This window comes from Nocardia sp. NPDC056100 (assembly GCF_042266325.1).
Taxonomy (GTDB): Bacteria; Actinomycetota; Actinomycetes; order Mycobacteriales; family Mycobacteriaceae; genus Nocardia.
This window is the reverse complement of sequence record NZ_JBHJVY010000001.1, coordinates 232731-246158: the sequence shown is the minus strand read 5'-3', so window position 1 is coordinate 246158 and position 13428 is coordinate 232731. Positions and strand designations below refer to the sequence as shown.

Here is a 13428-nt window from a genome sequence, read left to right as displayed (position 1 = left end):
TCGACCACTTGCGATATCGTGCGGCCACCGGCGAGGTGGTACGGCCGCTCACCGATATCGCGGACACCGGTGGATCCGGCATGGCCGCGGTCGCGACGCACGCGGCCGCTAGTCGGTGACGGTTCCGTCGCCGAGCACCAGCAGATTGGCCAGGCTCTCGAAGATCGGCAGACCGGTCTTTATCTCGAGATAGGCGAACTGGCCCTGCGGGTTCACCTCCAGGAACCAGAACTCGCCGTCCCGGCCCACGCGCAGATCCAGCACGCCGAAAGCCAATCCGAGCGCGCCCATCAGTGTGGTCAGCGATTTGCTCACCGAGGCGGGCAAGCGGTCCGCGGTGAAGGCCACCGAGGTGTCCAGGCGCGAATCCACCCGTCCCACACCGGATTGCGAATCGATCCGCACCACCCACTCGATACCGTCCACCCAGACGATCCGCAGATCGCATTCGGCGTGGATGTAGTCCTGGAAAATGGTGGGGGAGTCGCGGATTCCGCGCAGCAGATCGGTATCCGCCGGGGTCACCAAACGGGTCTCGGTGAACGCGCCGCGGCCGGTGCCGGTGCGCTTGAACACCACCGGCCCGGGCCGCGAATCGATGAACGAGCGCGCCTCGTCGGGATCATTGGTGATGAGCGTCTCCGGCACCGCGAAACCGGCGCGGTAGGCCGTTTCCAATTGCACCAGTTTACGATTCGCGGTCCGATCGGCCCCCGGATCGTTCACCCACAGCGCGGGCATGGACCAGAGCAGACCCTGTAGGAAGCCGTCGCATTCGGCCTGCCGGTAGGCGTCGTCATCACTGCGCAGACTGCCGGGCACCGCGCACGGATGCGGTCGTCGCCACCAGACCGCGGAGACCGCGTCGAGTCCGAGCACATGGGAGAGGCTGCGCGAGGTGCCGTCCCGGCTCACCCGGAAAGTACCGTTCTCCCGGGGGAAGTCGCGCATATCGAGCCGAATCGGACTGAGCGCGTGGTGCTTCCGCAGGGTGGCGGCGAGCGCATCGCCGTGAAGGTCGTCGGCTTCGGTGACTACGAGTACCGAACCCGTTGTGCGGGCGGGCATCTGGGCCCCGTCAGTCGAGACTGTCGGCGGCTATGCCGTCATCACTGCCGTGCAGCGATCGGGTTTGGCAGCAGGTCATGGTGGCGCCGCCGACGCCGGGATGAGCGGTGAGTTCCAGGCCGCGGGCCCAGGCTTCGGTGAGCGCCTGTAGTTCCTCGTCACCGCGCGCGGGGGAGTAATCGGCCGGAATGGTGGGCGGGCGCTCGGTGAGTTCGACGCGGCGCCGCTGCGTGAAATCCGCTGTGGTGCCGTTGCGTACTCGCACGAAAACCGGGCTGCCCTCGCAGATTCCTTGCGGCGCCACAACTTCCCTTGCGGTGAGGTCCAGAACATCTGCCCTGCGGAAGGTCCAGGTGCCGTCGGAGACGCGCACACTGATGTACCGCTCGGTGGATGCTACGAGATAGCCAGATAGCGGTGGCGCGGTAGCGTCGATATGCGCTGACGCGAGGTGATGGAGGGCGCCGGTCATGCTTAACTCCGATCTGCTCGGGATTTGCTGCGGGGCCGAGCTTGATCTGAATCATATCCCGCGACGCCGCTGAAACGGTTCGCAACGAAATATTTCCAACGCTCCGGCAAACCCTACCGAGGCGTCGGAAACCGCTCAGCCTGAGACTTTTTCGCTACCCCGAGCGCGAATCAGAGTCCAAGTGTCCCGGGCGATTCGGCGAGTCCTCGCAGTGCGGCACCCGGATCGGAAACGAGCTTGCGAGCCTTCAGATCCATAATCCCGGCAATCACCGTGATCTCCGCGGACACCGTTCCGTCCAGCTTGCGGATCAGCTGGCGCATGGTGAAAACCTTGCCGCCCTGCCATTCGAATTCGCAGCTCACGGTCACTTCATCACCGAGATGCAGTTCCCGGAAGTACTTGATGTTGTTCTCCAGCACCACCGGTCCGATCCCGGCGGCGACCAGCTTCTCGCCCGGCGTCCCGGCCGCCCGCAACATCTCCCAGCGCGCGTGCTCGGCGTACTGCAGGTACACGGCCTGATTGAGGTGGCCGTTGATATCGAGTTCATAGCCGCGAACGGTGACCGGTACGGAGAAAGCCATGAACCGAACAACCCGGGCATTCGGTCGCGCATTCCGGAAATTCAGTGGTCTGCGGCACAATCCGGCGATTGCCGGGCTACCCGCGGCCGATATCGCCGCGGGTGTATTGCCGCAGGTTGGCGCGCCGCTGTGCAATTGGTCGGGCGGGAGCGCGGGCGGCCGACCGGTATGCGTTCAATGTTCGGCCGCGCAACGTTCAGCGGCGGTTGGCATTGCGCTCGGCCCACCACTGCGGGGCGTCCACGAAATGGTTGTCGAACTCCTCCTGCGCTTTCGCCAGTTCCTCGAAACCGGATTCGCCCTTGGCAATCCGATCCAGGGTGCGGAAGTACTCGAAACGCTGCACGCCCGGCATGAGCGCGATCGCGATGCGGGCCGAACTGTCCGGCGTCGCGCCGAAGGCGTGCGGCATGAGCTTGGGCACCACGATGGAGCCGCCCGCCGCGACGGTGACGATGCGATCGCCCGCGAGCACCTGCAGTTCGCCGTCGGCGACGTAGAACAGCTCATCGGACAGTGTGTGGAAGTGCGGGGCCGCACCGTCTGCGCCCTGCTTCATGGTGACCTCGAGGGTGCTGACCGAACCGCCGGTGTCGTTCGCGTCCAGCATCAATCGCATGGTGACGCTGTCGGTGCCCAGGGTCTCGGCCTCGTGCGGCTGGCGGATGGCGACGGGGCGGGAGGTGGTGTTCATGGCAAGCTCCGAATTATTCGATGGGTTATAGTTCGCTATCGAACTATATAGGAGCGAATAAGATGCTGTCCATGGGTGAGACGAAATCCGATGCGGTCGACACCATCACCGCGCAGTGGCATCGCGAACGACCCGACCTGAACCTGGAGGCCATGGCCATAATCGGCAGGCTCGGCAGGCTCTCCATCGTGGCCGGGCGGCAGATCGAAGAGGTCTTCGCCGCACACGGCCTACAGCGCGGCGAGTTCGATGTGGTTGCGGCACTACGCCGTTCGGGGGAGCCCTATGAGCTCAACCCCTCGGTGCTCGCCGATACGCTGATGCTCTCGCGCGCCGGGATGACCGGCCGCCTGGACCGCCTCGAACAGGCGGGACTGGTGCGCCGCATCGCGGACGCGGGCGATCGCCGCGCGATCCGGGTGGCGCTTACCGATCGCGGCCTCGAACTCATCGATCTGGTCATCACCGAACACGTGGACAATGAGACCCGCATCCTGTCGGTGCTCTCCGCCAAGGATCGCAAGGATCTGGATCGAATCACCAGACTGTTGCTGGCGGATCTGGAGCGCGGCGACTAGGGCGTCAATTCTTGCGGCGCACAGAGGCTTCCACGACATCCAGGACGGCCGAGAGGTTGTCGTTGGCGTGGCCGGAGGCGATGCGGGCGATCAGGCCGTCCAGTACGAGGTCCAGGTAGCCGAGCAGGACCGTGGTGGGGACGTCGTCGCGCAGTGCGCCTTCGGCTTTGCGGCGCTCCAGGCGCGCGACCGTCGCGGCGGTCAGCTCGACCGAGCGTTCCTCCCAGTTGGCGCGGAATTCGGGATCGTTGCGCAGGCGGCGCGCGATCTCCAAACGCGTTCCGAGCCAATCGAAATCCTCGGGGCGCGCGAGCATATCGCGCATCACCTGGATCAGACCCTGGTTCGCGGCCACCTCGGCCATGCGACCGGCGTCCTCCTGGGCCAGGGCCAGGAACAGTGCGTCCTTATCGCGGAAGTGATGGAAGATCGCGCCCCGGGACAGACCGGTCGCCTCTTCCAGCCGACGCACGGTCGCGCCCTCGTAACCGTATTCGGCGAAACAGCTGCGTGCTCCGTCCAGAATCTGGCTGCGGCGGGCGGCGAGGTGGTCGTCACTGACCTTGGGCATGGACTCCTCCGAAACGGGATGTGCGGGATCTCCACACCGATCATGAACGACCGGTGCGGAATCCCGCACTAGCGACGAGCGAAGCGGCCCTTGCGGACCGCGCGGCGGGATCACGGAAAACCGTTGCCCGCCACCACGACTCGGCCGTGAAACAGCCCTTCCCAGCCGAGTCGTGTGGAGCCGAACTAGCCGCGGATCATGTTCCGCAGCACGAACTGCAGGATGCCACCGTTGCGGTAGTAATCCGCCTCACCGGGGGTATCGATGCGCACGACAGCGTCGAACTCGACCTTGGTGCCGTCGGTCTTGGTGGCGGTCACCTTCATGGTCTTCGGAGTCACACCCTCGTTCAGCTTGGTGATCCCCTCGATATCGAAGGTTTCGGTGCCGTCCAGGCCCAGCGACGCGGCGGACTCGCCGACCGGGAACTGCAGCGGCACAACGCCCATGCCGATCAGGTTGGAGCGGTGGATGCGCTCGAACGATTCGGTGATGACGGCCTTGACGCCCAGCAGGCTGGTGCCCTTGGCGGCCCAGTCACGCGAGGAACCCGAGCCATACTCCTTGCCGCCCAGCACGACCAGCGGGATGCCCGCGGCCTGGTAGTTCTGCGAGGCGTCGTAGATGAAGGCCTGCGGGCCGCCTTCCTGGGTGAAGTCACGGGTGTAACCGCCCGAGACGTCGTCCAGCAGCTGGTTGCGCAGACGGATGTTCGCGAAGGTGCCGCGAATCATCACCTCGTGGTTGCCACGACGCGAACCCAGCGAGTTGTAGTCCTTGCGCGCCACACCGTGCGAGTCCAGGTACTGCGCGGCCGGGGTGCCCGGCTTGATCGGACCGGCGGGGGAGATGTGGTCGGTGGTGACCGAATCGCCGAGCAGCGCGAGCACACGAGCGCCCTTGATATCGGTGACCGGGCTCGGATCCATCGACATGCCCTCGAAGTACGGCGCCTTGCGGACGTAGGTCGAGTTCTCGTCCCACGCGAAGGTGTCGCCCTCGGGGGTGTTCAGGCCCTGCCAGCGCTGATCGCCGTCGAAGACGGTGGCGTAGGAGCTGGTGAACATGTCCCGGCTGATCGCCGACTTGATGGTGTCGTCGATCTCCTGCGGGGACGGCCAGATGTCCTTCAGGAAGACGTCGTTGCCGTCGGAGTCCTGACCCAGGGCGTCGACCTCGAAGTCGAAGTCCATGGTGCCCGCCAGCGCGTACGCGATGACCAGCGGCGGGGAGGCCAGGTAGTTCATCTTCACGTCGGGGGAGATACGACCCTCGAAGTTACGGTTGCCCGAGAGCACCGCGGTGACCGAGAGGTCGTTGTCGTTGATCGCGGCCGAGATCTGCTCCGGCAGCGGTCCGGTGTTGCCGATGCAGGTGGTGCAGCCGTAACCGCCGACGTAGAAGCCCAGCTTCTCCAGGTACGGCCACAGGCCGGCCTTCTCGTAGTAATCCGAGACGACCTGCGAGCCCGGGGCCATATTGGTCTTGACCCACGGCTTGGACGCGAGGCCCTTCTCGACCGCGTTGCGGGCCAGCAGCGCCGCACCGATCATGACCGACGGGTTCGAGGTGTTGGTGCAGGAGGTGATGCCCGCGACCACGACGGCACCGTGATCGAGCACGAAGTCACCGCGCTCGGGATCGGAGACCTTGACCGGCTTGGACGGACGGCCCGCATTGCCGTTGGCGGCGGACTCGACGCTGTTGTCATCGAACGCGGTGCCCGAGGCGACCGGATCGCTGGCCGGGAAGGACTCCTCGATCGCCTCGTCCAGCGCGGTGTGCGGGACCGGATCGTTGGTGTAGGTGCGGATGTCCTTGCGGAACGCGTTCTTGCTGTCCGACAGCAGGATTCGGTCCTGCGGGCGCTTCGGGCCGGCGATGGACGGCACCACGGTGCTCAGGTCCAGCTCCAGGTACTCCGAGTACGCGGGCTCCTTGTCGGCGTCGTGCCACAGGCCCTGTTCCTTGGCGTACGCCTCGACGAGCGCGAGCTGCTCATCGCTGCGGCCGGTGAGGCGCAGGTAGTTGATGGTCTCCTCATCGATCGGGAAGATCGCTGCGGTGGAACCGAATTCGGGGCTCATGTTGCCCAGGGTGGCGCGGTTCGCCAGCGGAACCTCGGCCACACCCTTGCCGTAGAACTCCACGAACTTGCCGACGACGCCGTGCTTGCGCAGCATGTCGGTGACGGTGAGCACCACGTCGGTGGCGGTGACGCCGGGCTTGATCTCACCGGTCAGCTTGAAGCCGACCACGCGCGGGATCAGCATGGAGACCGGCTGGCCCAGCATGGCGGCCTCGGCCTCGATACCGCCGACGCCCCAGCCCAGCACGCCCAGGCCGTTGACCATGGTGGTGTGCGAGTCGGTGCCGACACAGGTGTCGGGGTAGGCCTGGCCGTTGCGGACCATGACCGTGGGGGCCAGGTATTCGATGTTCACCTGGTGCACGATGCCGACGCCCGGCGGGACGACCTTGAAGTCGTCGAACGCGCCCTGGCCCCAGCGCAGGAACTGGTAGCGCTCGCCGTTGCGCTGGTACTCCAGGTCGACGTTGCGCTCGAGGGCGTCGGCGGTGCCGAACACGTCGAGGATGACCGAGTGGTCGATGACCATATCGGCGGGGGAGAGCGGGTTCACCTTGCTCGGATCGCCGCCGAGGGTGGTGACGGCCTCACGCATGGTGGCGAGGTCGACGATGCAGGGCACACCGGTGAAGTCCTGCATGATCACGCGGGCCGGGGTGAACTGGATCTCGGTGTCCGGCTCGGCGGACGGGTCCCAGTTCGCGAGCGCGCGGACGTGGTCCGCGGTGATGTTCGCGCCGTCTTCGGTGCGGAGAAGGTTCTCGGCGAGAACCTTGAGGGCGTAGGGCAGCTTCTCGGTGCCGGGTACGGCCGCGAGGCGGAAGATCTCGTAGGAGTTGCTTCCGACCTCGAGGGTGCCCTTGGCGCCGAAGGAATCAATACTCGTCACTGTCAGCTCCACTCGTCTGTGAATGGGAGGGCCATCGGCGGGGCTGTGCCGGTGGCTCGTCGAGGCGCAGGCCTCGTCCGTACTTCACCCTAACAGTACGCTTGTCCTGTGAGCGCATCGGGGAGGTCCCCGAGCGGCCCGGAGCCGTTCACCCGGGTCCTGCGCCGCGGTCGTGCGAGGTTCATTCAGCGGGACAGTCGCAGCTTACGGCGTGCCGCGGTGCGGTGATGGGACATGTAGTCCAGTACTGTGCGTTCGTGACCGTTCCGCGCGCCTCGGTTTTCACGCCTATGAAGGCGGAACTACCGCCCAACACAGACCTGAAGTCGATCCTGCTCGATTTGGCCGACAATCACGTCGCCGCACCCAAGGATCGCAAGCAGGATGCGCTCGCGGCCATAGCCGCCGATGCGCGCGAACACGGCATCGATCTGAACATCGTTGTGGTGCAGGGCAACCCGGGCATCGAAGCGAATCTGCGCGATCTGGCGACCGAGGTGGGGCAGACCCAGCACGGCACCGTGGTGGTTTTCAGCGACGACTGGGTCGGCACCTTCAGCGACAGTTTCGCGCGGGCGCGGCTGGAATGGGCCGAGGACAAGTCCAAATATCGCGGACCCGATCACACCACCGATGCCGCGCAGGCGTTCGTGGATCGGCTGGAGCAGCCCGAGACGGTGTCCTGGACCGTGATCACGCTGGTCGCGGTGATCGCGCTGGTCGCCATGATCGGCGGGTTGTACGCGGTGAAGGTCAAGCGGGCCGGGGCGGATAAGACGCCGGTGCCCGCGCCGGAGCGTCCGCGCACCCCTGTCGCCTGATTTCCCCTCCTTCTCATCTGGGCCCTGTGCTCGATCGTGCCGCCCGGCCGACTCGAGCCAGGGCCCAGTCTCATTCGCGGGTGCGTCGCTGACGGCCGGAAGGTTTTTCCGGCCGGTCGGCCGCCGGTCGTGTGGTAATCCCAGCCCAAACCGGCTAATGGCTGGCAACGTCTGAATTGCCTTCAAGTCATTCCCGCGTGGCTGATTCACCCTGTGGCTGAAGTGTCGTACGGTTTCGCAACGACGCTGTTGGGGAAGAAGTGTCAGGCGGGTCTCGAGTTTCCAGTGGTAGAGGAATGTTCCATGAGACTCGTGAGGTGTTCCCCGGGGCCAGAGCGGGAACCAGGGAGGTGCGATGCGAAAACCGGCGAAACGACACATGCGCCCGGTTCGAGTCGCCACGGAATTGCTGGCGGCGATGATCGTGGTGACGGTCGGGGTGACCACCGGCCATGCCACACCGCCGCCACCGCCCAATCCCAGCGATAGTGAGATCGCCCAGGCGGGCGCGAACGTCGACGCCACCGTCGGCGAGGTGGGTGCGCTGATCAATCAGGTCGCCACCGCCGAACAACAGCTGCAGCTGCTCGACGACGCCGTCGCCGCGCGCCGCGAAGCCGTGAACAAGGCGCTGGTCGACTTACAGATCGCGCGCGATGCGGCCGATACCGCGGCACAGGCCGTCGCGGGCTGCCAGCGCGAGCTCACCGATGCCGGAGTGCACGTGGGTGACGCGCATCGGCAATTCGACAAGTACGTGGCGCAGGTCTACATGCGACCCGGTTCCACCTCGCTGATCAATTACATGGCCGCGCCGAGTCCGGAGATCGCGCTCGCCCGCGCGCAGGTGCTGACCATCGCCTCGCAGACTCAGCAGCAGGTGGTCGAGGGGTTGCGGCGCGCGCAGGTTGATCAGGCCAACAAGACCTCACTCGCCAAGCAGGCGCAGCAGGCCGCGGATGCCGCGGCCGCCGATGCCGAGGTGAAGAAGACCGACGCCCAGAACGCCGTCGCCGCGGCGCAATCCGAATTCGACCAGCAGGCGGCACAGCGCAACACCCTGCTGTCCCAACGTGATTCGGCCCAGCAGCGACTGGACACCGCGCGCTCCCAGGTCGCCGGGCTGCAGGGCCAGCGCGATGCCTACCTGGCGTGGGATGACCAGCGCCGCAAGGACGAAGCCGCGGCCCGCGCCGCGGCCGTCGCCGCCGGAGCCCGCGTCAACGCCGACCGCACCGCCAATGACCTTGCCTCCCTTGCCGCATCGGGCCACCGCCCGCACACCCAGCTCGGCAACTCCCCGCCCCCGCCGCGCTACACCCTCACCCGCCCCAGCGGTAACCGCGCCAACCTCGTCGAAACCGTCGTCGACCGCGCCATGGCCCAGCTCGGCGTCGAATACGCCTGGGGCGGTGGCGATGAGGACGGCGCCACCCTCGGCATCCGCGACGGCGGCACCGCCGACCGCTACGGCGACTACAACAAAACCGGCTTCGACTGCTCCGGCCTGATGATCTACGCCTTCGCCGGTATCGGCGTCTCCCTCCCGCACTACAGCGGCTATCAATACACCATGGGCTCCCGAGTCCCCGTCTCCGACCGCGAACGCGGCGATATGCTCTTCTGGGGCCCCGGCGGCTCCCAGCACGTCGCCCTCTATATAGGCGACGGCAAAATGATCGAAGCCCCCCAATCCGGCGACGTGGTCCGGGTTTCCGCGGTCCGAGAAGACGGCATCATGCCCTACGCCGTCCGCCTCATCTCCTGACCGGACTGCCGCAGCACCCGGATCTCACGGGGCGGGTGGCAGCGGGAAGTACACCTCGCCGTCCAGCGAATCGGCGTGAATGCCCAAGTCCGACAGGATGTGTACGGCCAATTCGGCCTGTCCGGCGACGGGGACGACCATTGCCGCGCCGTTCGCGTCCTGGCAGGAGGATCTGGTGTCGCAACCGCGATTCCAGAGGGCGGGGATGATCTCGCTGAGGCGGTGGTCGACGCAGGACTCACGTCCCGCGGCCCGGACGTGGAGTTGGCGATGTTCGACGGCGATCAGGCCGCCGTTGGTCTGTTCGCAGTGGGCGCAGAGCGGGTATGGGCCGAGAACCACGTGCCCGGATCGCGCCAGCCGATCCAGGAACAGCTCGCGGTTCTCGGTGGCCGTGGCCAATTGCGTTGTGACTGAACCCGGTTCTCGATCCTGGAGACGCTCGTAGATCCCGATGGATTCATCGATGGCGCGCAATGCGTTCGCGTTCTCTCCGGTGCCCGCCGCGTACACGCTGAGCTGGTGCAGGGCCGCGGCGAGGGCGAGGTTGTACTGCGGGCGACGGGAGGCCAGGCGGCGCAGGATTCGGGCGTGCTCTTCGCCGAAGGGGAGCGCCTCGTGGGGCTGGTCGGCCGCGTTGAGGGATCTGGCGACGATGTCCAGTGCGGCGAGCAGAGCGGGTCCGAAGCGGCGCGGGTCGTCGGGGAGCCGATATCGGCACAGCGCCACCGCTTCACGGCCCGCGGCCGCCGCCTGGTGTCCACGTCCAAGGTCGTCCTGGATATCCGCCCGCACGATGAGCGCCCAGACCAGCTGGAGATCGAAACGAGCTCTCCGAGTGGCGGTTTCGCGGCGGCAGAGCGCCACCGCCTCTTCGGCGGCGGCCAGGGCCTGTTCGTACTGTCGTTGTTCGGACAATCGTCGTGCCAGCAGCCGCAGCAATCCCGCGACAGTCGGGTCGAGGCCGGGCAATACCGTCCCCAGGCGCCGCGCCAATTCGACGGCATTCGCCACCGTCTCCCGATCCTGTTTGCCGCGCTCCAGCACACCGGTGACACGCGATACCCGCATGCGAGTCATACCGCACCACCCCGCTTCATTCACGATCATTCCGTCGATCACGCGACCTCGGCCTACACCAGGATACGGCGATCGTCATGCTTCGAGCCGGGTCGTGACGGGGTGGGAGTGGGCAGGGTGCCCGCGCGCGGTATCGCGGGCGGGCACCGCTGTTCGGCCGTTCCTCGGCCTTCCCCTCCGGACGGAGGCCGAGAAATCGTTCGCTGGCCGGAATCGAAAGTGCCTCTCGAACACTAGGTTCCGTCGACTCGGCGGTTCTACCGTTTTCCTGCCCAGTCACGGTCGTTTTCCGCCCGCTATGCTGCCGCGCGTGCATGAGAACGGCGGTGCGGCGGACGCGGAGTATCTGTCGGAGCGGTTTTCGACCGATGCCGACGATGCGGCGGGGTCGTGGAGTGACTATCTGTATCGGCGGCAGGGGTCGGTGGGGCTGGGATTCGGTGCGGGGGAGTTCAATTCGGATGCGTACGCGCAGAATGTCGGACAGTTTCAAGTCGTGCGGTTCACCTCGGGAGCGCTCGATTACCAGCGGTCGCGGCGGGATGTGCGGTGCGATGGGGACAACAGCTATCGGCTGCTGATACCGCTCGACGGGCGATTCATGTTCGAGCAGGGGGAATCTCGGGAGATCTTCGAGTCGGGACGGGTGTGTTTCTTCCACTGGGGCCGGCCACTGTGGATGACGCACAGCGAGACCATCAGCGCGCTGATCCTGACGGTGCCGGAGCGATCGGTTGATCCGGCTCGCGCCGAGAGCGGGCCGCTCGCGCTGGATGAGCAGCGTCCACTGGTGCGCGCGCTCCGGAGTCAGGTGCGCATGCTGGTCGAGGAAGAGGGTTGGACGGCAGCGGATTTCAGCGTTGCCTGTACCAGCGCGCTGACCCTGCTCGATGGTGCGCTGAATCCGTCGCCGGGTGTCGGATCCGGTCGCCGGGCGCTGGATGCCGAACGCGCGCGCCGTCTGATCGAGGCGCACGCGCATGATCCCCGGGTGACGCCGGAGGCCATTGCCGCGATGCTGGGGATCGGTGAGCGAACGCTGTACAAGGTGATGAAGAGTTCCGGGTATCCGTCGCCGGGTGCGCTGTTGCGCACGATCCGTGTGGAGCGTGCGCATCGGCGACTGTCGGTGGCGCTACCGATCGATATGGACCGGATCGCCTTCGAGGAAGGCTTTCCGAGCACGCGCCGATTCCGGGAAGCCTATCGGGAGTATTACGGGCTTACCCCGGTCCAGATGCGCGCGCGGGTGCTCGGCACGCGGGCTCAACCCGGTACGGAAGCGCCGGAATCGGCTGTCTCGTAACGGTAGTCGTCGAGGGGGAACTCGCGGGTCTGGCGGCGGGCGGCGAAGAAGCTCTCCGGGCGAATATATGTGCTGTCGCCCTGGGAGTTTCGGTAGTAGGTGGGGACGTGGGCGTTGAGCTCGCAGAGGTAGTAGCGGACGCCTTCGGCCTGCCGGTAGATCCTGCGGTGGTAGGCGTCGGCGGCCTCCTTGCGGACCTCGCAGACATCCGCACCGCGCGAACGGGTTTCGCGAATCGCGCGCACCGCGTGGTCGGCTGTGGTTTCCACGAAGGCGTGCCAGCTGGTGCCGCTCCAGGAGTAGGGGCCGACCAGGGTCCAGCGGTTGGGGAGGCCGGGGACCGAGACGCTCTGATAGGCCTGGAGACCTTCCTCTCGGTAGAACTTGGCCAGGTCGAAGCCGTCGCGGCCGATAATCGTTCCGGGGGTGTAGGTTTCGGGATCGGAGAAGACCTCGTAGCCGGTGGCCAGGATGAGGGCGTCGAGCTGGTGCAGTACGCCGTCTCTGGTCAGTACGCCGGTCGGCGTGATTTCGGCGATCGGGTCGGTGATCAGGGTGACGTTATCCCGGTTGTAGGCGGGGAGGTATCCGGTGGACATGGTCGGGCGCTTGGCCAGGACGCCGAAGCCGGGGCTCAGCTTCGCTGCGGTGTCGGGATCTTTGACCACCCGCCGGACGTACCAGCCGTAGCCCGCGATCATCCACGCGTCGAATTTGTCCGCGGCGGGCCGGAATACGCGCATCGGTGAGCGGGAGACCATGCGCAGCAACAGATCCACCACGACGAACGCGACGCCGTTGATGGTCGCCGATACACCGGGGACGGCGAGCGCCGTCTTCATGGCCTTGGGTACCACGAAGTCCGGCTTGGGAACCGACCAGACCGGTGTGCGCTGGAATATCGTCAGGGTGCCGACTTCCGGTGCGATGGCGGGCACGATCTGTACCGCGCTGGCCCCGGTGCCGATGATGCCGACGGCCTTGCCCGCCATGTCGTAGTCGTAATCCCACGAGGTCGGGCGCTGGACCTTGCCCCGGAACGAATTCGCGCCCGGGATGCCGACATCGTCCTTGGGGCGCACGAACGCGCCGATCGCGCTGATCAGGAATCTCGCGGTGACGATCGAGCCGTCCTGCAGATGCAGCGCCCAGAATTTCCCGGCATCGTCCCAAATCTCCCGCACCACATCGGAATTGAAGCGGGTCTTCTCGTACAGCCCGTACCGCCGCGCGATATCGGCGTGGTACCGCTTCACCTCCGGCCCGTACGCGAAGAACCTGGACCAGTTGGGGTTTCGCGCGAAGGAGTACTGGTAGGTGGTCGACGGCACGTCCACGGCGATGCCCGGATATTGATTCTCATGCCAGCTGCCGCCGACGTCATCGGCACGCTCGAGGATGACGATATCGTCGATTCCGCTCATACGCAGTTTCGCCCCGGCCGCGATACCGCCCGGCCCGGCCCCGATAACGGCGACCTCATATTCCGGATGTTCGGTGCCCAT

The 13428-nt window shown here is 66.2% G+C and carries 12 protein-coding genes; 4 read left to right on the top strand and 8 right to left on the bottom strand.

Annotated elements, in window-relative coordinates:
- Nucleotides 1-108 precede the first annotated feature (108 nt).
- The 4 genes from ACFC0O_RS01210 to ACFC0O_RS01195 all read right to left on the bottom strand — a co-directional run bounded on the left by ACFC0O_RS01210 (nt 109) and on the right by ACFC0O_RS01195 (nt 2821).
- Complete coding sequence (locus tag ACFC0O_RS01210) at nt 109-1068, bottom strand: hypothetical protein (RefSeq protein WP_364635193.1); 960 nt, start codon at nt 1066-1068, stop codon at nt 109-111.
- A gap of 10 nt (nt 1069-1078) precedes the next feature.
- A complete protein-coding gene (locus tag ACFC0O_RS01205) occupies nt 1079-1540 on the bottom strand; it encodes a hypothetical protein (RefSeq protein ID WP_375952644.1) in 462 nt (153 codons plus the stop codon).
- 170 nt (nt 1541-1710) lie between these two features.
- The gene (locus ACFC0O_RS01200; RefSeq protein WP_364635187.1) at nt 1711-2127 is read right to left on the bottom strand and encodes an acyl-CoA thioesterase; all 417 of its coding nucleotides are present in this window, start codon (nt 2125-2127) and stop codon (nt 1711-1713) included.
- Nucleotides 2128-2323: 196 nt separating this feature from the next.
- Entirely contained in the window at nt 2324-2821 is a 498-nt protein-coding gene (locus tag ACFC0O_RS01195) for a cupin domain-containing protein (protein ID WP_375952642.1), read from the bottom strand.
- A 71-nt stretch (nt 2822-2892) separates the two neighbouring features.
- Here ACFC0O_RS01195 and ACFC0O_RS01190 point away from each other — a divergent pair, with 71 nt between their 5' ends.
- Entirely contained in the window at nt 2893-3399 is a 507-nt protein-coding gene (locus ACFC0O_RS01190; protein ID WP_364635184.1) for a MarR family transcriptional regulator, read from the top strand.
- Between the two features lie 4 nt (nt 3400-3403).
- Here the strand turns inward: ACFC0O_RS01190 and ACFC0O_RS01185 are convergent, their stop codons facing one another.
- Nucleotides 3404-3970: a TetR/AcrR family transcriptional regulator gene (locus ACFC0O_RS01185; RefSeq protein WP_375952639.1), complete on the bottom strand. Its 567-nt coding sequence runs from the start codon at nt 3968-3970 to the stop codon at nt 3404-3406.
- 185 nt (nt 3971-4155) lie between these two features.
- The gene (gene acnA / locus ACFC0O_RS01180) at nt 4156-6948 is read right to left on the bottom strand and encodes an aconitate hydratase AcnA (protein ID WP_375952636.1); all 2793 of its coding nucleotides are present in this window, start codon (nt 6946-6948) and stop codon (nt 4156-4158) included.
- 257 nt (nt 6949-7205) lie between these two features.
- Between acnA and ACFC0O_RS01175 the strand changes: the two genes are divergently transcribed.
- Both ACFC0O_RS01175 and ACFC0O_RS01170 read left to right on the top strand, forming a co-directional pair.
- A complete protein-coding gene (locus ACFC0O_RS01175; protein ID WP_375952633.1) occupies nt 7206-7769 on the top strand; it encodes a DUF6676 family protein in 564 nt (187 codons plus the stop codon).
- A 355-nt stretch (nt 7770-8124) separates the two neighbouring features.
- On the top strand, nt 8125-9537 hold the full coding sequence (locus tag ACFC0O_RS01170; protein ID WP_375952630.1) for an NlpC/P60 family protein: 1413 nt from the start codon (nt 8125-8127) through the stop codon (nt 9535-9537).
- Between the two features lie 24 nt (nt 9538-9561).
- Here ACFC0O_RS01170 and ACFC0O_RS01165 read toward each other — a convergent pair whose 3' ends face one another.
- Nucleotides 9562-10617, bottom strand: coding sequence for a hypothetical protein (locus tag ACFC0O_RS01165; RefSeq protein WP_375952627.1), 1056 nt, complete (start codon nt 10615-10617; stop codon nt 9562-9564).
- A 310-nt stretch (nt 10618-10927) separates the two neighbouring features.
- Here ACFC0O_RS01165 and ACFC0O_RS01160 point away from each other — a divergent pair, with 310 nt between their 5' ends.
- Nucleotides 10928-11923, top strand: coding sequence for a helix-turn-helix domain-containing protein (locus ACFC0O_RS01160; RefSeq protein WP_375952624.1), 996 nt, complete (start codon nt 10928-10930; stop codon nt 11921-11923).
- On the opposite strand, the gene ACFC0O_RS01155 is transcribed toward ACFC0O_RS01160, so the two are convergent.
- A complete protein-coding gene (locus ACFC0O_RS01155) occupies nt 11884-13428 on the bottom strand; it encodes a flavin-containing monooxygenase (protein WP_375955867.1) in 1545 nt (514 codons plus the stop codon). The two genes, ACFC0O_RS01160 and ACFC0O_RS01155, sit on opposite strands and share 40 nt — an antisense overlap.

Excerpts from the sequence above, each read along its gene's own strand:
- ACFC0O_RS01210 (WP_364635193.1), bottom strand. The coding sequence starts at position 1,068 with ATGCCCGCCCGCACAACGGGTTCGGTACTCGTAGTCACCGAAGCCGAC.
- ACFC0O_RS01205 (WP_375952644.1), bottom strand. The coding sequence starts at position 1,540 with ATGACCGGCGCCCTCCATCACCTCGCGTCAGCGCATATCGACGCTACC.
- ACFC0O_RS01200 (WP_364635187.1), bottom strand. The coding sequence starts at position 2,127 with ATGGCTTTCTCCGTACCGGTCACCGTTCGCGGCTATGAACTCGATATC.
- ACFC0O_RS01195 (WP_375952642.1), bottom strand. The coding sequence starts at position 2,821 with ATGAACACCACCTCCCGCCCCGTCGCCATCCGCCAGCCGCACGAGGCC.
- ACFC0O_RS01190 (WP_364635184.1), top strand. The coding sequence starts at position 2,893 with ATGGGTGAGACGAAATCCGATGCGGTCGACACCATCACCGCGCAGTGG.
- ACFC0O_RS01185 (WP_375952639.1), bottom strand. The coding sequence starts at position 3,970 with ATGCCCAAGGTCAGTGACGACCACCTCGCCGCCCGCCGCAGCCAGATT.
- ACFC0O_RS01170 (WP_375952630.1), top strand. The coding sequence starts at position 8,125 with ATGCGAAAACCGGCGAAACGACACATGCGCCCGGTTCGAGTCGCCACG.
- ACFC0O_RS01165 (WP_375952627.1), bottom strand. The coding sequence starts at position 10,617 with ATGACTCGCATGCGGGTATCGCGTGTCACCGGTGTGCTGGAGCGCGGC.
- ACFC0O_RS01155 (WP_375955867.1), bottom strand. The coding sequence starts at position 13,428 with ATGGGCACCGAACATCCGGAATATGAGGTCGCCGTTATCGGGGCCGGG.